At 29.0% G+C, this 22,594-nt stretch carries 17 protein-coding genes and 1 pseudogene; 16 read left to right on the forward strand and 2 right to left on the reverse strand.

All coding sequences use genetic code 11. The annotated features are described in order from the left end of the window. The first annotated feature begins 228 nt into the window (after positions 1-228). The 4 genes from sigI to LLF98_RS04730 all read left to right on the forward strand — a co-directional run bounded on the left by sigI (position 229) and on the right by LLF98_RS04730 (position 4,714). Positions 229-894 carry an RNA polymerase sigma factor SigI gene (sigI, locus tag LLF98_RS04715; RefSeq protein WP_291701365.1) on the forward strand — a complete coding sequence of 222 codons (666 nt, stop codon included), beginning with the start codon at positions 229-231 and terminating at the stop codon, positions 892-894. Positions 895-903: 9 nt separating this feature from the next. Then, positions 904-2,055, forward strand: coding sequence for an anti-sigma factor (locus LLF98_RS04720; protein ID WP_291701367.1), 1,152 nt, complete (start codon positions 904-906; stop codon positions 2,053-2,055). A gap of 272 nt (positions 2,056-2,327) precedes the next feature. Next, positions 2,328-4,109, forward strand: coding sequence for a bifunctional homocysteine S-methyltransferase/methylenetetrahydrofolate reductase (locus LLF98_RS04725; RefSeq protein WP_291701369.1), 1,782 nt, complete (start codon positions 2,328-2,330; stop codon positions 4,107-4,109). Between the two features lie 53 nt (positions 4,110-4,162). Beyond that, positions 4,163-4,714, forward strand: coding sequence for a histidine phosphatase family protein (locus tag LLF98_RS04730; protein WP_291701371.1), 552 nt, complete (start codon positions 4,163-4,165; stop codon positions 4,712-4,714). A 227-nt stretch (positions 4,715-4,941) separates the two neighbouring features. Here LLF98_RS04730 and LLF98_RS04735 read toward each other — a convergent pair whose 3' ends face one another. Further along, positions 4,942-5,193 carry an ATP-binding protein gene (locus tag LLF98_RS04735; RefSeq protein WP_291701373.1) on the reverse strand — a complete coding sequence of 84 codons (252 nt, stop codon included), beginning with the start codon at positions 5,191-5,193 and terminating at the stop codon, positions 4,942-4,944. 432 nt (positions 5,194-5,625) lie between these two features. Here LLF98_RS04735 and LLF98_RS04740 point away from each other — a divergent pair, with 432 nt between their 5' ends. The 3 genes from LLF98_RS04740 (at position 5,626) to LLF98_RS04750 (ending at position 9,323) form a co-directional block, all read left to right on the forward strand. After that, positions 5,626-6,381: a DeoR/GlpR family DNA-binding transcription regulator gene (locus LLF98_RS04740; RefSeq protein ID WP_291701375.1), complete on the forward strand. Its 756-nt coding sequence runs from the start codon at positions 5,626-5,628 to the stop codon at positions 6,379-6,381. Then, positions 6,374-7,276 (forward strand): 1-phosphofructokinase, encoded by a 903-nt coding sequence (pfkB, locus tag LLF98_RS04745; protein WP_291701377.1) that lies wholly within the window; start codon positions 6,374-6,376, stop codon positions 7,274-7,276. Before LLF98_RS04740 ends, pfkB begins: the two co-directional genes overlap by 8 nt. 115 nt (positions 7,277-7,391) lie before the next feature. Beyond that, complete coding sequence (locus tag LLF98_RS04750) at positions 7,392-9,323, forward strand: fructose-specific PTS transporter subunit EIIC (RefSeq protein WP_291701379.1); 1,932 nt, start codon at positions 7,392-7,394, stop codon at positions 9,321-9,323. A gap of 113 nt (positions 9,324-9,436) precedes the next feature. Here the strand turns inward: LLF98_RS04750 and LLF98_RS04755 are convergent, their stop codons facing one another. After that, positions 9,437-9,574, reverse strand: coding sequence for a hypothetical protein (locus LLF98_RS04755; protein ID WP_291701381.1), 138 nt, complete (start codon positions 9,572-9,574; stop codon positions 9,437-9,439). Between the two features lie 307 nt (positions 9,575-9,881). Between LLF98_RS04755 and nifJ the strand changes: the two genes are divergently transcribed. The 9 genes and pseudogenes from nifJ (at position 9,882) to LLF98_RS04800 (ending at position 22,379) form a co-directional block, all read left to right on the forward strand. Next, a complete protein-coding gene (nifJ, locus tag LLF98_RS04760; protein ID WP_291701382.1) occupies positions 9,882-13,397 on the forward strand; it encodes a pyruvate:ferredoxin (flavodoxin) oxidoreductase in 3,516 nt (1,171 codons plus the stop codon). A gap of 218 nt (positions 13,398-13,615) precedes the next feature. Then, a complete protein-coding gene (locus LLF98_RS04765; RefSeq protein WP_291701384.1) occupies positions 13,616-15,436 on the forward strand; it encodes a S8 family peptidase in 1,821 nt (606 codons plus the stop codon). Then, positions 15,433-17,172 (forward strand): S8 family peptidase, encoded by a 1,740-nt coding sequence (locus LLF98_RS04770; protein WP_291701386.1) that lies wholly within the window; start codon positions 15,433-15,435, stop codon positions 17,170-17,172. The genes LLF98_RS04765 and LLF98_RS04770 overlap by 4 nt, the downstream gene beginning before the upstream one ends. Before the next feature lie 268 nt (positions 17,173-17,440). Continuing rightward, positions 17,441-18,067, forward strand: a complete 627-nt coding sequence (locus LLF98_RS04775) for a hypothetical protein (RefSeq protein ID WP_291701388.1) — start codon at positions 17,441-17,443, stop codon at positions 18,065-18,067. A gap of 89 nt (positions 18,068-18,156) precedes the next feature. Then, positions 18,157-18,777: a superoxide dismutase gene (locus LLF98_RS04780; protein ID WP_291701390.1), complete on the forward strand. Its 621-nt coding sequence runs from the start codon at positions 18,157-18,159 to the stop codon at positions 18,775-18,777. Between the two features lie 193 nt (positions 18,778-18,970). Continuing rightward, a complete protein-coding gene (locus LLF98_RS04785; RefSeq protein ID WP_291701392.1) occupies positions 18,971-19,615 on the forward strand; it encodes a pentapeptide repeat-containing protein in 645 nt (214 codons plus the stop codon). Positions 19,616-19,647: 32 nt separating this feature from the next. Then, positions 19,648-19,761, forward strand: a pseudogene (locus LLF98_RS04790) (fatty acid-binding protein DegV); the annotation flags it as partial. A 166-nt stretch (positions 19,762-19,927) separates the two neighbouring features. Next, positions 19,928-20,794, forward strand: a complete 867-nt coding sequence (locus LLF98_RS04795; protein WP_291701397.1) for an SDR family oxidoreductase — start codon at positions 19,928-19,930, stop codon at positions 20,792-20,794. A 682-nt stretch (positions 20,795-21,476) separates the two neighbouring features. Further along, entirely contained in the window at positions 21,477-22,379 is a 903-nt protein-coding gene (locus LLF98_RS04800; protein WP_291701399.1) for a hypothetical protein, read from the forward strand. The last annotated feature ends 215 nt before the right edge of the window (positions 22,380-22,594 follow it).

Raw genomic sequence — 22,594 nt, forward strand, 5'->3', positions numbered from 1 at the left:
TTTAAGGATAAGTTTAATATATGGTATAAGAAAGATGATACATGTCGATTTTTTGTATAAATAATTGTTATTTTATGATTGGAGATATGATAAAATGGGTATATACAAGTATATTTGGAATTGTTAAATTAAAACTTTAAATAGAATTTTTTGATTTATTTAATAAAAAGTACCAAAACTTATAATTTATTTTGTATATAATAATGACCGAAGAAGGGAGCGCACAATATGCTCGAATGTGTTTTAATAGATTTGAATGTTAATAAGAACACAAGTGTAAATGAACTTATAGAAAAGCATATGCCTTTTATAATAAAAAGTATTTCAGATGTTACAGGAAGGTATGTATCATGTGAAAATGATGAAGAGCTAAGTGTTGGTTTACTTGGATTTAATGAGGCTATTGACAGATATGATAATGAGAAAGGCCACTTTTTATCTTTTGCAAAGCTTGTAATAGGAAGCAGAATAAAGAATTATTTAAAAGGTGAAAATAAACATCAACATTCATCACTTGAAGAATTATTGGACAAGGGCTTAGAAATTAAAGATGAATATTTAGAGCAAAAAGAAGATAATAGCATATTGGTAGAAGAAATAAATAGGCTAAAAACTGAAATAAGTTCATTTGGGTTTACTTTAGAAGATTTAGTAGATGAAGCTCCTAAACAGCAAGCAACGAGAAAAAATGCAATTAGTTTATCAGAAGAAATAAGTAAAGATGAAGAATGTACTTCTTTTATGTATGTCAAAAAAAGATTACCTATTAAAAGAATTGTTTTAAAATTCTCTATTACAGAAAAGGTAATTAAAAGAAGCAAGAAATTTATAATTTCTGTGGTAATAATAATTGATAAAAATCTCAGTGCTTTAAAGAATTGGATAAGAAAGTAGGTGATAATAATGAATAAAGGTATGATAATGGAAGTAAAGAAGAATTATGCTATAGCTTTAAACGATGAAGGATTAATGGATAAAATAATATCTAAGCAAAATATGGAAGTTGGTCAAAAGATTTTCTATTTCGAAGATGATATTGTAAAGACAACTACGAATAAGGTTCATAGATATAATAATTTTATAAAATCATTTGGATCAATTGCTGCATTATTTTTGCTAGTATTCACCTTCTTTAATACTATGAAATATGAACAAGCTTATGCCATTGTTAGTTTGGATATTAATCCTAGTATACAAATAGAGGCAGATAGTAATCAAAAGATCATAAAAGTTGAAGGTGTTAATATAGATGGTAAGAATATAGATTTTAGTGATATTAAAGATATTTCTCTTGATGATGGAATAGAGAAAATAAAAGAAAAGTTGATAGAGAAAAATTATTTAGATACTAATAAGGAAGTACTAGTTGGTTTTGCATTTATAAAAAATGGAGATAATAGTACTTATGAAGAAAATCTAAAAGTTGCTATTCAATCAACTTTTAAAACAGAAAAAGTAACTTATGTTAAAGGGGATAAAGAAGCCGTTGATGAAGCAAAGACAAAAGGCATAAGTTTAGGAAGATATGAAGCATCGCTTGTAGTAGATGAAGAAACAAAAAATAAAATAGATAAAGCACCAGTTAAGGATATTACTTCAAGTATAATAGACAAAAAAAATGTTGTTGAATGGCAAGCAGAGGTTGAAAAAGTCGCAGATGAAAAAGCAAAAACTAACGATGTGCCAGAAACAAATATAAATTCTGAAGTGAAAACCGAAATTCCCGCAACAGAGAAGCCAAAAGTTAATGTTACAACTGAAAAGGCTGAATCTAATGTTAATAATACTGACACAAAAAAAGAGGAAGATAAAAATATTAAGCCAGAAAGTAATGGAATACTCGAAGTTGAACCAGATGTTCCACCAACACAAAGTGGAACAAATGAAGCTTCAACATCAAATCCATCAAAGGAAAATAGTATTAATATAGCACCTGATAATGGAATTATTCAGAATAATACAACTTCAGGAAAGATTCAAGAAGATTCTAATAAAACATTAAAAGAACCAGTAAAAACTGAAGAAGCTTTAGTGAATAAAGATACCAAACAGTAAAATGTTTTTTTAAAATTATAAAAAATAGGTTTATCTATAAAAAAAGGATAAGCCTATTTTTAATTTATAAATATATTATCTAAGATATATTTATAAAATGAAAATCTTAGTCGTGAAAATATAAAGTTTCAAAATAAAAAATAAGGACTATAATAATAATTTATAGTATACTTACTAATAAGACATATTCAAAAAATAGCATGCCGGTAGGCTAGTCTATTTTATGTCATATGCTTAAGTATTATTAATAAAAATTTGGGGAGAATTAAAAAATGATAAAAGAATATTTAAAAAATAATGTGATAATAAGTGATGGGGCAATGGGGACATATTATTCAGAATTAACAGGAAATGATGTATCTTATTGTGAATTTGGTAATTTAAATGATAAAGAAACTATAAAGAAAATACATACTGAGTACATTAATGCAGGGGCTAAGTTAATTAGAACGAACACTTTTTCAGCTAATATATATGATCTTGGAGTGTCTAAAGAAAGATTAAGTGATATAATTAAATCAGGAATAAATATAGCAAAAGAAGCTACAAAAAACACATCTGTTTTTATAGGAGCGAGTATTGGTCCTATAAAAGAACTTAATTTAGAAGAAGCACATAAGGATATTTTAGATCAATATAAATTTATAGTAGATTGTTTTTTGGAACATAAAATTGATATTTTTGTATTCGAGACGTTCAGTAATTACAATTATTTAAAAGAAATATCTGAATACATAAAAAGTAAAGATTCAGATAGTTTTATATTGACTCAGTTTGCAGTTAAACCAGATGGATTTACAAGAGATGGATTAAGTGTATCTAAATTAGTTGAAGTAGTTAAAAATGTGAAAGAAATAGATGCATATGGATTTAATTGTGGTTCAGGACCCAATTATATATCTGAAATAATAAAAAAGATTAATATAGGGAATGATATTGTTTCAGCACTTCCAAATGCAGGATATCCAGAAATAATTCACGAAAGAACAATTTATCCTAATAATCCAATATATTTTGCAAAAAAAGTTAATGAAATTAAATGTCTTGGAGCTTCAATAGTTGGTGGATGTTGTGGAACAAATCCTAATTATATTAAACAATTAGCTTCTTTGATTGATGAAAACTCTAAAATAGTTAATACTATTATTAAACAAGAAAAAAAAGCTAAGTATTATGATAAAAAGATAGAAAATACTTTTAAAGATAAATTAGATAATAATGAATTTGTAGTTGCAATAGAATTATCTGCGCCTATAGATACAGACATATCAAAGCTTATTACTGGAGCTAAAATATGCAAAGAAAATAATATTGATTTGGTTACAGTACCTGATTCACCAATGTCTAAAGTAAGAGCTGATTCAACTATTATAGCGTCTAAAATAAAAAGGGAAATAGGTATTGAAGTTATGCCTCATATTTGTTGTAGAGATAAAAATACAAATGCTATAAGATCAAGTTTGATAGGTTCGCATATTGAGGGTATACGAAATATACTTGCAATCACTGGAGATCCTATATCGGATGCTAGTAAGGTTGAAACAAAGAGTGTATTTAACTTAAATTCATTTAGATTGATGGAACTAATAGAAGATATGAATGCAGAATTTTTTAAAGAAGATAATATTTTTATAGGTGGTGCCTTAAATTTAAATGTTTTAAACAAGGAAGTAGAATTTAATCGTATGCTAAAAAAAATAGACAAAGGTGCAAAATTCTTTTTAACACAACCTGTATATGATGACGAAGCTATAGAATTTTTAAAGAGGATTAAGGAAAGAACAAATATAAAAATTTTAGCTGGATTACTACCAGTTGTCAGTTATAGAAATGCATTATTTTTAAATAATGAGCTTCCAGGAGTTACAATACCGGAGAAATACGTAAAAATGTTTTCAGAGAATATGAGCAAAGAAGAATCACAGGAAATTGGTGTGAAAATCACTGTAGAAATTGGGAAAAAATTAAAAGGTATTTGTGATGGATTATATTTCATAACTCCATTTAATAGAGTTAATATGTTAATTGAAATAATAAAACAAATTAAGGCTTAATATTATTTTATATAATAATTAATTACTAATAATTTAAAGACCGGAGGGGTTTTATGAGAATAGGTCTTATAAGGCATTTTAAAGTTAATTGTCATAAAAATTTATTTATGACATCAAAGCAATTTAAAGAATGGGAAGAAGATTATAATAAAAGTGATGTTCTTATAAAAAATGTAGAGCTTTTGGGCATAAAATGGGATAAATGTTATTCTAGCACGCTCATAAGAGCAATAATAACAGCACAGCATGTATATAAAGAAAGTATAGTTAAGAATGATTTAATTAGAGAAACTATAATCGATCCTATATTTAAAAGTAATTTTAAGCTTCCATATTGGTTCTGGGCAGTTAGCGGAAGACTTGCTTGGTATTTTAATCATAAATCTCAAGAAGAAAATAAAACTATAACTAGAGATAAAGCTAGAAAATTTGTTGATGTACTTCAAGATGAAGCAAAAATAGATGGTTCAGAAAATATATTAATAATTACCCATGGATTTTTTATGTATAGTCTTCAAAAAGAACTTAAGAAAAGAGGATTTATAGGAAAATTGACAATTAGTCCTAAAAATGGAGTTTTACATTTATATAAAAAAGAAGAATAATGATATAATTATCAAATATATAAATTCTTAATAAGGCATATTTAAAAAATAATATAAATGACTGTCTTAAAATTGTTGATTTAAATTAAATTTTCTGAAAAAATTATTTAAATTTTATAAATTGAAATTTTGAGACAATCTTTTTATTTTGAATATATAATATATATCAGAAAATTCAATATGTATCTTACCACCATGTAATTCAACTAATGATTTACTAAAGATAATCAAATACCATTTCCTTCTGCATTACGTGAAAGTGATTTATTTATTTGATAAAAGCTTTGAAAAATATTATCTAGGTGCTTTTCGTCAATTCCTATTCCTGTATCCTTTACGGATATTTCAACAGTTTCATCTTTATCAAGCATGTTTATAAACCTTTCACCGCCTGAATTTGTGAACTTTATTGAATTTGATAAATTAAATAATAAGATTTCTTCCGATTTTATCTCATCTGTAACATCCTGTACAATCATTACTGCTGAAATAAAACCACTTTTACTATCGTAGATAGGACTTCCACTTACGTTAAAATGAAATGTTCCATCTGGTCTGTTACATTATCTATAATTCAAGCAATATATTTTATTTTTTCATTTAGAAATTTTAGTAGTTTATACATTATACCTATAAATGAGCAAATTCGATAACATTTATTTACATGTTAAGTAAAATCAACGGGTTAGGCATTGGCTATAATAAGTAAAATTCAAATTAAAAAGATTTAAACACTTTATAAATAAGCTCTAGACAGTTCACAAACGGTCATAAAAAATAATAATCAAGCATTATAAAGTCTAAAACAATAAAAAACATTAAAAAAGTTGAAAACCATTGAATTAATTTAAAAGAAAATGATTGATTTTTTTAGATGTATAAGTTATGATAATATCATAGGAGTGATGATAATGTTTACAGAAGAAAGATTTAATATCATTCTTCAAGAAGTGAAGAAAAAAGGAATAGTATCAGTTACTGACTTAGTTAAAATGTTAGATACTTCAGAATCTACAATTAGAAGAGATTTAAATTCACTTGATAAGGAAGGACTTTTAAAGAAAATTCATGGAGGTGCAATTTCAATTGGCGAAAGTTCATCTAAACATGACTATAAAGTTGATGTTAGACAATCTTTAAATGTAGAGGAAAAATATGAGCTAGCAAAACACGCAGCTTCATTAATTGAAGATGGAGATGCAATCTATATAGATGCAGGCACAACTACTCAGCTTTTAATAGATTTCATAAAAGCGGAAGATATAACAGTTGTAACAAATGGAATAGTTCATGCTAAAAAACTCTTAGAAAAAGGTTTTAGAACTTTTATCTTGGGTGGAGAAATCAAAACTTCTACTGAAGCAATTATTGGAAGTAATACAGTTGAAGAGCTTAAAAAATACAATTTTTCAAAAGGTTTTTTTGGAGTTAATGGTGTAAGCAACAAAAGTGGATATACAACTCCAGAAGTAAATGAAGCTATGGTTAAAGCTCAAGCAATTAAAATGTGCAAACAATCATTTATTTTAGCGGATGGATCAAAATTAGAAAAAGTTAGTTTTGCAAGTTTTGGAGCAATATCAGATTCAACATTAATAACAACTAAAATAAATGATAATAATATTAGTTATGATACTAATATAATAGAGGTGATAAAAAATGATTAATACAATAACTCTTAATCCTTCTTTAGATTATATTGTTAAGGTTGATTCTTTTAAAGTTGATTCTTTAAATAGAATTGACGAAGAAAGAATTTACGCAGGTGGTAAAGGTATAAATGTCTCTATAGTTCTTAAAAACTTAGGTATAGAAAATACAGCGCTCGGATATGTTGCTGGATTTACTGGTGATGAAATATTAAGACAAATTGAAAGTCATGGAGTAAATTGTGATTTCATAAAATTAGAAAATGGATTTTCTAGAATAAATGTAAAGCTTAAAAGTGATGGAGAAACAGAAATTAATGGTTCGGGTCCTGAAATTACAGAAGATGATTTGAAAATATTATATGAAAAGATTTCTCATTTAACTAAAGGCGATTATTTAATATTATCAGGAAGTATACCAGGAAGCGTGCCAGATGATATCTATGAAAATATTATGAATAGTTTATTAGACAAAGGTGTGGAATTTATAGTTGATGCAACTAAAGAATTGTTATTAAAAGTACTTAAATACAAGCCATTTTTAATAAAGCCCAATCATCATGAACTTGCAGAAATGTTCAATGTTGAATTAAGAGATGATGAAGACATAATTAAATATGGTAAAAAGCTTCAAGAGATGGGAGCAAAAAATGTTCTTATTTCAATGGCCGGGGATGGAGCTATTCTCTTACCTGAAGATGGTGAAGCTATAAAAAGAGACGTTCCAAAAGGCATTCTTAAAAATTCAGTTGGTGCTGGAGATTCAATGGTAGCTGGTTTCTTATGTGGATATCTTAAAAATAAAGACATAGATGAAGCATTCAAGATGGGAATTGCAACTGGTAGTGCAAGTGCATTTTCGGAAGAACTTGCAACAGAAGAAAACGTATATCATTTATTAAAACAATTTTAAATAAGGATTTGTTAAAGTAAATTTAATAAATGATTAATTGTTGAAAAGATAATATTATTATTTCAATATAAATTATAAATAAGTTATATTTTTTTATTTTTAAGGAGGGTCAAAAATGAGAATTGTAGATTTATTGCACAAACAAGGTATAAATTTAAATTTTAATCCTAATACAAAAGAACAATGCATTAATGAATTAGTTGACTTGATGGATAAGACAGGGAACTTAAATAATAAAGAAGAATATAAAAAGGCAATATTAGCTAGAGAAGAATTAAGCACAACAGGTATTGGTGAAGGGATAGCAATTCCACACGGAAAAACTAATGCAGTTAAAAATGCATCACTTGCAGCAGCAATTAGCAAAAATGGTGTTGATTATGATTCATTAGATGGTGCACCTGCACAACTTTTCTTTATGATTGCAGTGCCAGATAATAGTGATAATTTACATCTAGAGGTTTTAGCAAGATTATCTACTATATTAATGGATGAAAAGTTTAGAACCAGTTTAATTAATTGTTCTGATAAAGATGAATTTTTAAAATTAATAGACAAAAAGGAAATTGAAAAGTTCCCAGAAGAAGTTAAGGGGGACGTTCAAATGAGTAATAATGGTTACAAAGTCTTAGCTGTTACTGCTTGTCCTACTGGAATTGCACACACTTATATGGCAGCAGAAAGTCTTGAAAGCAAAGCTAAAGAATTAGGGGTTTCAATAAAAGTTGAAACTAATGGTTCTGGAGGAGCTAAAAATGTTTTAACTATGGAGGAAATTAAAAATGCTGACTGTATAATCATAGCAGCTGATAAAAATGTTGAAATGGATAGATTTGATGGAAAGAGAGTTATTAAGACTAAGGTTGCTAATGGAATACATAAAGCAACTCAATTAATTGAAGAAGCAACTAGTGGAAAAGCTCCTATTTATTATCATGAAGGTGGTACTGAAGAAAGTTCAGATATAGAAAGTGAAGGAGTAGGTCATCAAATTTACAAACATCTTATGAATGGTGTATCTCATATGTTACCATTTGTTGTAGGTGGAGGTATACTTATAGCATTAGCATTCCTTTTCGATACATTTAATCCGACAAATCCTTCAGGATTTGGTTCAGGTACACCGCTAGCAGCGTTTTGTATGAATATTGGAGGTACTGCATTTGGATTTATGTTACCAGTTCTTGCAGGTTATATTGCAATGAGTATTGCAGATAGACCAGGTCTTGCAGTAGGTTTTGTTGCTGGAGCTATAGCTAAGGCAGGAGTTACTTATGCAAGCTGTTTTGATTCTAAGATACCAGTAGTTAGTGGTGGGTTCTTAGGCGCATTATTTGCAGGTTTCGTTGCAGGTTATGTAGTTTTAGGTTTAAAGAAAGCATGTAAAGCATTGCCAGATAGTTTAGAAGGAGTAAAACCAATGTTGATTTATCCATTACTTGGAATATTAATAACAGGTATTATAATGGTAATGGTTAATCCATTCTTTGGAGGATTAAATACTGGTCTTTCAGGTGCTCTTAATTCAATGGGAGGAACTAGTAAGATTCTTCTTGGAATAGTTGTTGCTGGTATGATGGCAATAGATATGGGTGGTCCATTCAATAAGGCTGCTTACGTATTTGGTACAGCATCACTTGCTACTGGAACTGATAGTGGTTTTGCAATAATGTCAGCAGTAATGGCTGGTGGTATGGTTCCGCCACTTGCAATTGCATTATGTACAACATTCTTTAGGAATAGATTTACTGAAAATGATAGAAAAGCAGGTATAACTAATTATATAATGGGATTATCATTCATAACTGAAGGTGCAATACCTTTTGCAGCGGCAGATCCAATAAGAGTATTACCATCTTGTATAATTGGTTCAGCAGTAGCTGGAGCACTTTCAATGGCATTTGGATGTGCATTAAGAGCACCTCATGGTGGAATATTCGTTATTGCAATTGTAAGTAATCCACTTGCATATCTTGGAGCTATAGTTGTTGGATCTATAGTTGGTGCCATAATATTAGGTATGTTAAAGAAGCCAATACAAGAATAATATTTAATATGTTTTAAATAGAATATAAATAAAGAGGTACCTTTAAATGATTTCAAGTCATTTGAAGGTACCTTTTTATTTATTTCTATAGTATGGTTTAATCATTTTTATTATTATTTTATTATTTTCAATTCGTTAGATATTTCAGTTTCGATTTCTTTCATGTACTCATGTATCTGCCTAGTTTTCATAGAGTTTGAAGCTATATTTATACCTATAAAAGCCAAAAATACTAAACTTAATATAACCATATTAACACCTCACATAAAATATATATATTAGTATATTTGACAATTATCTTATATAATATACAGTTTAAGTAAGATGCAAGAGAAGAAAATCTGTCTATATTTACATAGTTTAGAAAAAAATATTACGTTTATTTTAGAGATTAGTTATAAAAATTTGAAATCTTTGAATAACATTAAGATGAAGTTAAGCTATTTTTTATTAATTTGATTTACCTATGAATAACTAAGATGTACTTAGCAAATAATAAAAAAGCAAGAATAATATATAAAAATACTTTAGTATAAAAAAGAAAACGAGGTAAATGCGATGAGAAAAATGAAAACTATGGATGGTAATACAGCTGCTGCATATATATCTTATGCATTCACAGAAGTAGCAGTGATTTTCCCGATAACTCCATCATCTCCAATGGCAGAACATGTGGATGAGTGGGTTTCGCAAGGCAAAAAAAATATTTTTGGTCAGCCAGTAAAAGTTGTCGAAATGCAATCAGAAGCTGGGGCTGCAGGTGCCTTGCATGGATCACTTCAAGCAGGTGCCCTTACAAGTACTTATACAGCATCACAAGGACTATTACTTATGATACCTAACATGTATAAGATAGCAGGAGAACTCTTACCCTGTGTTATACATGTAGCAGCCCGTGCACTTACAACATCATCATTAAATATATTTGGAGATCATCAAGATGTTATGGCTGCAAGGCAAACTGGATTTGCAATGCTTGCAGAGAGTTCTGTTCAAGAAGTTATGGATTTAAGTGGAGTTGCACATTTAGCTACATTAAAATCAAGAATGCCATTTATGAATTTTTTTGATGGATTTAGAACTTCCCATGAAATACAAAAAATAGAATTAATAGAACAAGAAGAACTTGCAAAGCTTGTAGATTATAAAGCTATTGATGATTTTAGAAAAAGAGCATTAAATCCAAATCATCCTGTTACAAGAGGAACGGCTCAAAATCCAGATATTTATTTCCAAACAAGAGAAGCTGTTAATACATATTATGATGAGGTTCCAGAAATAGTGGAAAAATACATGAGTGAAATAACAAGACTTACAGGTAGAGAATATCATTGTTTTGATTACTATGGAGCTCCTGATGCTGATAGAATTATAATTTCAATGGGCTCTGTAAATGATGTTGTAGAAGAAACTGTTGATTACTTAAATGCTAATAAGCAAAAAGTGGGTCTTGTTAAAGTTAGACTATATAGACCATTTTCAATGGAAAGACTATTAAAAGTTATTCCTAAAACTGTACAAAGGATTGCAGTTTTAGACAAAACAAAAGAACCAGGCTCCTGTGGGGAACCATTATACTTAGATGTAGTAAGATCTTTCTTTGGAAAAGCAAATGCACCTGTTATTGTGGGTGGAAGATTTGGCCTTGGATCAAAAGACCCAACTCCAGTTCATATAGCTGCAGTTTTCGATAATTTAATATTAGAAGAGCCAAAGAATAATTTCACTATAGGAATAATTGATGATGTAACAAATACTTCACTTAGACCACTTGATGATATAGATGCAACTCCAGAAGGGATTACATCATGTAAATTCTGGGGACTAGGTTCAGATGGTACTGTTGGAGCAAATAAAAGTGCTATTAAGATTATTGGAGATCATACGGATATGTATGCTCAAGGATATTTTGATTATGATTCTAAAAAATCTGGTGGTATAACAGTTTCACATTTAAGATTTGGTACTAAATTAATAAAATCGCGCTATTTAATTGATAGAGCTGATTTTATTGCATGTCATAATCAATCATATGTATATAAGTATCATGTATTAAGAGGTTTAAAGAAGAATTCTAAGTTCTTATTAAATACAATCTGGACACCAGAAGAATTAGATGAAAAGTTACCGGCATCAATGAAGAGATATATTGCAGTAAATGATATAGAATTTTATACAATAAATGCTGTTAAAATAGCTCAAGATATTGGACTTGGTGGCAGGATAAATATGATAATGCAAGCTGCATTCTTCAAGATAGCAAATATAATTCCAGTAGAAGATGCTATTAAGTATTTAAAAGAAGCAGTTGTTTCATCATATGGTAAAAAAGGTGAAAAAATTGTTAATATGAATAATCAAGCTATAGATGCAGGTAGTGAAGGAATAGTAAAAATTACAGTTCCACTTGATTGGCGAACTGCTGAAGATGATAAGCTTGAACATAATGAAGATTTTCCGGAGTTTGTTAAAGAAATTGTAAGACCAATGAATAGGCTAGAAGGAGATTCTATGCCAGTTTCAACATTTATAAATGCTGGAATGCATGATGGTACCTTTATGCATGGAACAACATCATATGAAAAGAGAGGAATAGCTACCAATGTTCCAGAGTGGATACCAGAAAATTGTATACAATGTAATCAATGTGCATTTATATGTCCACATGCAACAATTAGAGCATTTTTATTAAATGATGAAGAAAAATCTAAAGCTCCAGAAAGCGTGAAAACACTTACTCCTAAAGGTCTTAAAAGTGATGAAAACTTATATTTTTCCATTGGAGTAACTCCACTTGATTGTACTGGATGCGGAAACTGTGCACAAATTTGTCCAGCACCTGATAAAGCACTAGTTATGAAATCACAAGATAGTCAGCATGAACAAATAGAAGCTTGGAATTATACAATAGAAAGGGTAATTGCTAAAAATCCATTAAATAAAAATACTCTTAAAGGAAGTCAATTTGAAAGACCATTACTTGAATATAATGGTGCTTGTGCAGGCTGTGGTGAAACTCCATATGCAAGATTAATAACTCAGCTATTTGGAGATAGAATGATGATTGCAAATGCTACAGGATGCTCATCAATTTGGGCTGCGAGCACGCCAGCAAGTGCGTACACAATTAATCAACAAGGTCATGGACCAGCATGGGCTAATTCTTTATTTGAAGATAATGCTGAATTTGGATATGGAATGTATTTAGGTGTAAAAACGATAAGAGAAAGAATAGCTACTAATGTTGTTCTTGCCCTCGAAAGTGATATGTCAGAAAACACTAAAGAGGTATTAAAAGATTGGTTAGACCATAAAGATAGTTCAGAAGGTACTAGAAATAGAGCAACGAGATTAATAGAAGTTCTCGAAAATGATAATAGTAAGATTGCTAAGGAAATTATAAAAGATAAAGAATTCTTTGTTAAGAGATCACAATGGATATTTGGAGGTGATGGTTGGGCTTATGATATTGGATATGGTGGACTTGATCATGTACTTGCAAGTAATGAAAATGTAAATATACTAGTATTTGATACAGAAATTTATTCAAATACAGGTGGTCAATCTTCGAAGTCAACTCCAACAGCTGCAATAGCTAAATTTGCTGCATCTGGTAAGAGAACTAAGAAAAAAGATTTAGGAAGAATGGCAATGACTTATGGATATGTGTATGTTGCTCAAATTTCTATGGGGGCAGATAAAAATCAAACTCTTAAGGCTATAGCAGAAGCAGAAGCTTATGATGGACCATCATTAATAATAGCTTACTCTACTTGTATTAGTCATGGAATTAAAGTAGGAATGTCCAATTCTCAAGAAGAAGAGAGAAAAGCTGTTGAATGTGGATATTGGCAACTATATAGATACAATCCAGCACTAAAAGGAGAAAAAAACCCATTTATATTGGATTCTAAAGAACCAAAGGGTAATTTCAAAGATTTCTTAATGGGAGAAGTACGATATGCATCACTTGCTAAAGCATTCCCAGAAGAAGCAGATGCATTATTTGAAAAAACTGAGCAAGATGCAATGGAGAGATTAAATATTTACAAGAAATTAGCAAGCCAAGAATAAAATATATAAATTATTTTTAAATAGCATATTAACTAGACTGAAGATAGTTAATATGCTATTTCTTGTAAATAAAATTAAATTGAATATATAATATAAGAAAACAAATTGAAATGATTGAAAAAACTATATCATAAGCAAATCAAAATATAAATTACTAAATGAATAATTTATATTGAAAACAAATATTATTAAGGAGGAGTAATATTAAGGAGTTAAATGTGCCCAATTTAAAGAAGTGTAATTTGTATTATGAAGATTCACCTGATTATTTAGTTGAATACAGAGGTAATTTTAAAGAAGAAATAGATAAAATATCATATGCCTGTGGAGATACAATTACTAATACTATTGGAATTATATCTACATCTCCCCAATACGTAGATCAACTTTTAAAAGATGTACCATCAATCACTTTTATTGATCCTCGAAGTAAGTTTGTACTCCAAGATATTTCGCCATCAAATGTAGATAATATAAATGCTATTAAAATTAATCCTTACTTAGATTTAAATGGTCGCGGTGTACTAATAGGTATGGTAGATACAGGGATAGATTATCTAAATGAGGAATTCATTAGAGAAGATGATACATCAAGAATAGCAAGTATATGGGATCAAACTATTCAAGATACTAGTGACCAATCTGTTTATATTGGAAAAACGTATTCAAATGAGGAAATCAATAATGCAATTAAGGCTTATAGAAATAAACAAGATCCATATGGAATTGTGCCTTTAAAAGATGATATTGGGCATGGAACAGAAATGGCTGGAATTATAGGTGCAAGAGGATATAATAAAGAATTTCAAGGAATCGCTACAAATTGTGAATTTGTAATTGTTAAACTTTGGGAATCTATTAATTTTAGAAATGAATTAAAGGCAAATGGTGTAAAATATACTCCAGTTTATAATACTTCTGAAATTTTAGCAGGAGTAGAGTATTTAAAAAATTTTTCTATAAGAAAGAATAAACCTATGGTTATATATTTAGGAATTGGTACTACTGAAGGTAGCCATGATGGTAATAATATGTTTTCAAGATATTTGACAACTATTAATAGCATAAGAGGTATTGTTTCAGTTGCAGGAGTTGGAAATGAAGGAGCGGCAGAGGGACATGCTTCTGGAAATATAAGATACGTAGGTGATATAGCAACAATAGAATTAAAAATATCAAAAGAAATGAAATACTTATCTTTTCACATATGGGTGCTAAAACCTAACAGAGCATCTTTAAATGCAATTGCGCCAAATGGGGAGGCATCTAATTTTATTAAGGCAAAAATAAATAAAGTAGAGACCAAGAATTTTGTTTATTTTAAAACTCAAATGACAATTAGATATAATGTTCCAGAACATTTCACAGGCCATGAAGTTATAGATGTTAATTTTACCGATATAAAAGCTGGAATATGGACATTTCAATTAAGAGGAGATTATATAAATAATGGTAGATATCATATATGGCTTCCACCTAAAAAAACATTACCAGAAGACACAAGATTTCTTCAATCAGATCCATTTACTACTTTAACAATACCATCTACAGCTAGGAAAGTAGCTTCGGTAGCCTACTATGGAAATGACAATGCTTTAGTTGCTTCGTCAGGAAAAGGGTTTAGTGTTAGTAATATTGAAAGTGATCCTGATATTGCTACACTAGGAATGAATATTTTAACAACCAAAGCATTAGGTGGAGTTACTACTGTTTCAGGTAGTTCAGCAGCTACAGGAATAGTAGCAGGAGCTTGTGCACTTTTACTTCAATGGGGAATTGTTAATGGAAATGATAGAACTATGTATTCTACAAAAATTATAGTTTATTTAATACATGGAGCTGATAGGAGCAATCCTAGTTATATATATCCTAGTAAAGACATTGGCTATGGATTTTTTGACTTATTAGGTACATTTAATGTTATTAGCAGAAGCTATAGACAAGAAAATGATATAGATTTAGAACATAATTTTATTGAATATTATGTTAAAAGATTATTCATAAGAATTCCTAAAATTAAAATGGAGGAGTTTAAATGAAAAAGAATATAGAGGCAGAGAAGATTTTACATGATGTAAATTATAATAATTATATTGTCCAATATGAAGGAGATATTGAATTAGAGATTTCAAAAAGGCCAGGTAATTATGTCATGATAATTAATGATAAATATGCAATAGTATCGGTAAAGAAAAATTTGGAAATCAATTTAAGTGAAGAAACATATTTTCAATCTATTCTATATGTTAATCCAGCAATAATGTATACCTTACAAGAAATTTCACCAATTGAAGCATCTCAAGCTAGTTTCGTGCAAGTAGCAGGATCTCCTCTAAATTTATTAGGAAATGGGGTTAACGTAGCAATTATTGATTCGGGTATTGATTATTTGAGTGAGGAATTTATGGATGCCAATGGAGAAACAAGAATTGAATGTATTTGGGATCAAACAATAATTTCTACTAATCAAGATGAATCTGACCTTGTATCATTTGGGACTGTATATAGAAAAAGTGAAATAAATAATGCTATAAAGGAATATAGAGGAGGTAATTCTCCCTATAAAATACTGCCAAGTAAAGATGAAATTGGACATGGAACAAACATGGCTGGAATAATTGGTGCTACTGGGAAAAATCCTAATTTAAAGGGTGTTGTTCCACAGTGCGATTTTGTAGTTGTAAAATTAATAGAAGACTTTTCATATGAAGCTCAGTTTCCAGACATTACAGTACCTGTATTTAATATATCAACTATTTTTGCAGCGTTGCAATTTTTATATGAATATGCATTAACAAATTACAAACCAATGGTTATATATTTTCCATTAGGAAGTTCGTTAGGCAATCATAAGGGAATTGGACTACTAGAAGAATTTATAGAATCGATTTCTAGTAATAGTGGTATTGTAGTAGTTGCTTCAACAGGTAATCAAAGAGAAACTGGAGGCCATGCTTCTAGCACATTATCTAGTATTAGTGGAATTGAAGCTACTGGAGCTAGTGTTATGGAATTACAGGTGTCACCTGAACAAAAACATTTGTGGATTGAGATTTGGACTGATTACCCCAATATAAATTCTATAGAGATAGTATCTCCTTCAGGGGAAAGTACTGGTATAATACCAATCATAATTAATTACACTATAAATTATACTTTTATATTTGAAAAAACATCAAGTAAAATTAATTATTATTTTCCTGAAGTGAATACTGGGGATGAATTAATACGTATCAGATTTTATCAATTACAACCAGGTATATGGAGACTTAGAGTCATTTCAAATTATATTTTTAATGGGAAATATAATGCATGGATACCTCAAAGCGGAATAACAGTTGGGAATACAAGATTTATTGACTCAGATCCTTTTGGAACAATAACTAATCCGGCCAACTCAATGTATATAACAACTATAGCAGCTTATAACCAAAATAATAATAATCTTGTTAATTATTCTGGGATGGCAGCTTTAGATGCATTTGTTGATAGAATAGATGTTGCGGCAGGAGGCGTGAATGCATTAACAGTAGCTCCTGATAATAAAACAGCTGTTGTTAATGGAACTAGTGTATCAGCAGCTGTAGCTGCTGGAGTTTGTGCTATGTTATTTCAATGGGGAATCATCAATGGCAATGATCCATATATATATTCTCAAACTATTAAAGCATATCTTGCAAAAGGAGCAGTTACAAGAAGTGGGGATATTACACCTAGTCCATACTGGGGTTATGGAATTTTAAATGTGCCTGCAATCTTTGAAAATATGACATAGATGAAAGACTGTAAAAATTAAATAATTTAATAAATATTTACATTTTCTATAATAATAGTGATATAATGTATTTAATTTAAATTTGTACTCAGAGTATAAAAATATGTATTCATAAATAAATATAAGCTAATTCAAGTAAGTAAAAAGTTCTATGTACTTCTCTTATATTTTATAAGAATCATTTAATTTAGAAATTATATATAGAATTAAATTATAGAAGAGCTATGTAAATTAATAAAAAAATTATATATTTTCAGGAGGAATTATTATGAATAAGTATATTTTAAGTGAAAATTTTATTGATGGATATTGTCATGGAAAAAAATTATATCAAATTATTGCTTTAAAAAGTTTTAGTGATGTGGAAAAGGGGGAAGTTGGGGGATATGTTGAGGATTTGAAGAACTTGTCTCAAAATGGTAACTGCTGGATTTATGATGATGCACAAGTATTTGATGATGCACAAGTATCTGAAAATGCAGTTATTGCTGGAGATGCAAAAATCTCAGGAAAAGCTAGAGTGTGTGATGATGCAATAGTAAGTGATAACGCAGAAATATCTGATAATGTAATTGTATCAGGAAAAGCAAGTATATATGATAATGCAAAACTATCAGATGATGCAAGAGTATGTGATAATGTACTCGTTTTTAATAGGGCTGTTGCAGGTGGTAATGTAATCTTATCAGGAAATGCAAAAATATATGGATATGTAAGATTATCAGGAAATGTACATGTATGTGATGAAGCAGTAGTATGTGATACAGCTGTAATATATGATGACGTAATAGTATCTCATAGGGGGAAAGTATGCGGAAATGCAGAATTATTTAATAATAGAAATGTATGTGATACAGAAATTGTATCTGGTGATGGAGAAACTGTTTCTGCATAAAAAAATATAATTATTTTAGGGTATCAATATTAATGCTTTAGCATAGTATAATACCATAGTAATTTTAAGTGCATCTATTTGGAGGATATATGAAGTATGACAAAATTGAATTACCATACTCATACAATGCATTGGAACCATATATTGATGAAGAAACTGTAAATATACATTATAATAAGCATCTGCAAGGGTATGTAAATAAATTAAATAATATTCTAAAGGGATATGAAAGATTTACAAAGGGGAAAACATTAGAAGAAATACTTTCAAATGTAAATAAAATACCTAAAAAAATTAGACAAGATGTTATAAATCAAGGTGGGGGAGTGTCAAATCATAATTTATATTTTTCTATTCTATCACCTCATCCCAAGAAACACCCAGAAGGAAAATTGTTAAAAGAAATAGATAAAACTTTTGGAACTTTAGAAGTGTTAATAGATAAAATGAGTGAAGTAACTATAAATCAATTTGGCTCAGGATATGGATGGTTAGTTAAAGATAAACATGGAAACCTAAAAATTATGAGTACTTTAAATCAAGATACGCCTATTAGTTTTGGATTTATTCCTATATTAACTATAGATATTTGGGAACATGCTTATTATTTAAAATATAAAAATTTACGAGCAGAATATGTTAAGAACATATGGAATATAATTAATTGGGAAAAAGTTGAAGAAATTTATAAAAATTTTTGTATTAATTAATTTAAATTAGAAATGATAGAGAGAGTTTGTCTTAATTTTAAGGCAAACTCTTTTAAATATATAATTTTAAATTTATACAATGGGAAGTTTTAAAAGTTAACTTGTTTATAATTTATTTGATATAATAGAATGTATATTAATATTATTTGTTAATAATATACGACTAAATTATTTTATCAAGGGGAATTTACATATGGCAGAGTTAAATAAAATATTAAAACCTAAATTAGAAATTTTATTAGAAGAAAATATAGATGTTAAAGATGAATTGATAAATGAAAGATATATATCAAATACTTTAATTCAGAATATTAGCTTAGACTATATAAATGAAGACAAAATAGAAATAAATGGTTGTTACTTTGTAAATGTTATATTTAATGAATGTTCTTTTAGAAATATAGATTTGTTAGATGTAATTTTTGAAAATTGTGATTTATCTAATATTGATTTCTCAGAGGGAAGTATACATAGAGTAGAATTTAAAGGTTGTAAGCTTATAGGAACTAATTTTAGTGGAGGCAATCTTCAAAATATTCTTTTTGAAGAAGTTCTTGGGAGGTACTCAAATTTTGGTTATTCTAAAATGAAGAATATAAATTTTAAAGATAGTAATATGCAAGGTTCTATCTTTTTGGAATGTAACTTTAACAAGGTAGGTTTTAAAGGTTGCGATATAAGTAGTTCTGAATTTACTAATACACCTCTTAAGCAAATTGATTTTAGAAATAGTGATATATCTGAAATAGCATTAACAGGAAACGAATTAAAAGATGCTATAGTTTCACCACTTCAAGCAGCAGAACTTGCAAGACTTCTTGGGGTTATAATTAAGTAGTGATTTTTATAGAGCAATCAAATTCAAGACAAATTAAAGATCTTCCAAATGTAGTAGAATGCACAATAGCTGAAACAATTGGACCTGCACTTGGAGCAAATACTGGACCTGGACTTGTAGGTCTTGCAATAGAAAGAATAGATTAAAATTTTACATATAGAATTCAATGATAAACTTCTACTAAATATTAAAGAAAAATTAAGTTTTTCTTTAATATTTAGTAGAAGTTTTGTTTTAATTCCAATAAATAATTTTTTTTATATAGGAAAGACTAATTTATAGAAAAATATAAGAACTTTAGGAGGAATTAAAATGAATTTTCCAACATCTTTCCCTAAGCAACATCAAAACAAACAGCCTGGATTTGAATGTGAAATGAATCCAACTCCAATATATGATGATCAACTTTATAATAAAAAGGGTGATGTTTTAAATAATAAAGTTGCTATAATCACAGGCGGTGACAGTGGAATAGGAAAAGCAGTTGCTATTGCGTATGCAAATCAAGGTGCAAATATAGTAATTGTTTATTATAATGAACATAAAGATGCAGAAGAAACTAAAAAACTTATAGATGCTATAGGTAGAAAATGTACGCTTATAGTTGGTGATATTAGTGATTTTAATTTCTGCAATAGTGTCTTAGAACAAACCATTAAGGAATATGGAAAAATAGATATATTAGTTAATAATGCTGCTGTTCAGTATGTTTGTACTGACATAAAACAATTAACAAATGAGCAATTTGATAAGACATTTAAAACTAATGTATATGGTACTTTTTATATGACAAGAGCAGCAATGAATCATTTAAAAGCAGGAGGATGTATAATAAATACAGCTTCAATTACTGCATATAAAGGGAATGAAACATTAATTGATTATTCAATGACAAAAGGTGCTATAGTTGCTTTTACAAGATCTTTATCAACTGCACTTTCAAAAGGTAAAACTAACATAAGAGTAAATGCTGTTGCACCAGGCCCTATTTGGACGCCACTTATTCCATCAAGCTTTGATGAAAAAAAAGTTTCAGAATTTGGTTCAGATACTCCAATGGGTAGAGCAGGCCAACCCGTTGAATGTGCTGGAGCTTATGTATTTTTAGCTTCAGAATGTGCTTCATATATTACAGGTCAAGTAATACATGTAAATGGAGGTGAAATAGTCAATTCTTGAATACCTCCCCTAAACCTTGCCGATTTCCACCAAACCCTGCCGATTCTACTAAACGTTGACGAAAACGATAATTGGGTTGGAATTGTACCCATTTCAAAATTAAATAAAAACCCAAGAGCCGAGAAGAAAATCTTGGCTCTTTTATGTGCCAAGATTTTAGATTCAAGGGGAAACCGAGGTTGATTTAAGGGTTAACCAAGGTTAGATTTAAGGTGGAAGAAATATTTGGTTTTATATGAAGAATTTTTGAAAGAAAAATAGTTATCCCTTAATCCTGATTCCAATCTTTTTCGTCAAACTTTAATGGTTTTCTGATTAAATTTTGATGAAAAAAACGGTATTCAATATCATGGTTTTTGTGAAAAATTTTCGGCAGGGTTTATTTGAATTAACGAGGAAATGCGAGGTAAATGGAGGAAGAGGGAGGAGGGAATGGCAAGGTTTATGGTCTGAGTACATAGTAAAAGCGACAAATCGCTTTTACAGGGTTAAGGGATAAAAAAAGTTGTAAATATAGATGTGTAATAGAAACAAAGGATTAAAGAAAAAACACTTAGTTTTATATTTATTTAATTATAAGTTGTTTATAATTAAGCAAATCAAAAAACATTTATTCTATCTCTAAATATTTTTCATAAATATAATATGTGTTATGTAATTTTAATATAAGGGGATGGGGTTTATGGTAAAGAAAAGTCTAACAAAAGTAATTGCTTTATCTGCAATTGCGATAAGTATAGGGGCATTTAGTTCAATAGGTGTAAACGCTGAATGGAAACAAGATAGCAATGGATGGTGGTATTCACAACGAAATTCTTATTATACAGGTAGACAATTTATAAATCACAAGTATTATTATTTTAATAGTAATGGCTATATGCAAACTGGATGGATATCAATTGACGGAAAGTGGCATTATTTTGATGAAAATGGAATGGAAAAATGGGGATGGGTTAGTTATGGCGGAAAGTGGTATTTTGTAGATTCTATTGAGGGTATAAAAACAGGGTGGATAACAGGTTATTCAGGAGATACAAACTATTACTATTTAAATAATGATGGTACATTAGACGATTCTAAAACTACTAAAGTTATGCCGGATGACATAAAGAAAGCATATGATATTGTTAAGGATTATTGTAATTTAGGCAGTAACTCTCAATTAGTTTATTATTCTATAGATAATTTAAATTTGCCTAAGGAGTTTGAATCTGCTAATAAAAATTTATATAGGTTCGCATCACTTTATGGAACCGGTGATAATAGTGATGAAGGTGAGGAGTTCTTTTATGATTCAAATACAGGCAAATTATATATAATCAATCAAGGAGAATATACAATATTAGATACTAAAGAGACATTTGACTCAAATCAAACTAAAGGGAATATAGTAAAAAAAATAATGACATATCTTAACATCAACAATAGACTTGGGTTTACAAGTAATGTACAAGGCATTTATGTAAATATAAAAGAAGAACAAGATTATTATATAATTGATATTTACAAAAATGTTAATGGTGCTATTCAACGTAATGGGGCATATTATTTTGATAAAAAAAGCGGACAAATTCAAGAAAAATAGTATTAAACTACAGATTGATTTTTGGATGTGATTTATACCTTAAATCTGTTTCACGGTTTAGTCGAACGTTACGGAGTGGAGTGCTCTAACCAAAATAGACACACAATAAGTACGATTTTCTTGTATTTTCACAGCATTTCATGTAATGTTATATTTTGAATTTATGTATAAATATTGAATAATATATGTATAACAATCCAATACTTAATATCATG

Source organism: Clostridium sp., assembly GCF_021372645.1.
Classification (GTDB): domain Bacteria; phylum Bacillota; class Clostridia; order Clostridiales; family Clostridiaceae; genus Clostridium.

What these genes read in the sequence shown, in the direction of transcription:
- LLF98_RS04750 (WP_291701379.1), top strand. Translation starts at nt 7,392, where the DNA reads ATGAGAATTGTAGATTTATTGCACAAACAAGGTATAAATTTAAATTTT.
- LLF98_RS04720 (WP_291701367.1), top strand. Translation starts at nt 904, where the DNA reads ATGAATAAAGGTATGATAATGGAAGTAAAGAAGAATTATGCTATAGCT.
- LLF98_RS04740 (WP_291701375.1), top strand. Translation starts at nt 5,626, where the DNA reads ATGTTTACAGAAGAAAGATTTAATATCATTCTTCAAGAAGTGAAGAAA.
- LLF98_RS04735 (WP_291701373.1), bottom strand. Translation starts at nt 5,193, where the DNA reads ATGATTGTACAGGATGTTACAGATGAGATAAAATCGGAAGAAATCTTA.
- LLF98_RS04780 (WP_291701390.1), top strand. Translation starts at nt 18,157, where the DNA reads ATGAAGTATGACAAAATTGAATTACCATACTCATACAATGCATTGGAA.
- LLF98_RS04800 (WP_291701399.1), top strand. Translation starts at nt 21,477, where the DNA reads ATGGTAAAGAAAAGTCTAACAAAAGTAATTGCTTTATCTGCAATTGCG.
- LLF98_RS04770 (WP_291701386.1), top strand. Translation starts at nt 15,433, where the DNA reads ATGAAAAAGAATATAGAGGCAGAGAAGATTTTACATGATGTAAATTAT.
- LLF98_RS04775 (WP_291701388.1), top strand. Translation starts at nt 17,441, where the DNA reads ATGAATAAGTATATTTTAAGTGAAAATTTTATTGATGGATATTGTCAT.
- pfkB (WP_291701377.1), top strand. Translation starts at nt 6,374, where the DNA reads ATGATTAATACAATAACTCTTAATCCTTCTTTAGATTATATTGTTAAG.
- LLF98_RS04755 (WP_291701381.1), bottom strand. Translation starts at nt 9,574, where the DNA reads ATGGTTATATTAAGTTTAGTATTTTTGGCTTTTATAGGTATAAATATA.
- LLF98_RS04730 (WP_291701371.1), top strand. Translation starts at nt 4,163, where the DNA reads ATGAGAATAGGTCTTATAAGGCATTTTAAAGTTAATTGTCATAAAAAT.
- LLF98_RS04725 (WP_291701369.1), top strand. Translation starts at nt 2,328, where the DNA reads ATGATAAAAGAATATTTAAAAAATAATGTGATAATAAGTGATGGGGCA.
- nifJ (WP_291701382.1), top strand. Translation starts at nt 9,882, where the DNA reads ATGAGAAAAATGAAAACTATGGATGGTAATACAGCTGCTGCATATATA.
- LLF98_RS04795 (WP_291701397.1), top strand. Translation starts at nt 19,928, where the DNA reads ATGAATTTTCCAACATCTTTCCCTAAGCAACATCAAAACAAACAGCCT.
- sigI (WP_291701365.1), top strand. Translation starts at nt 229, where the DNA reads ATGCTCGAATGTGTTTTAATAGATTTGAATGTTAATAAGAACACAAGT.
- LLF98_RS04785 (WP_291701392.1), top strand. Translation starts at nt 18,971, where the DNA reads ATGGCAGAGTTAAATAAAATATTAAAACCTAAATTAGAAATTTTATTA.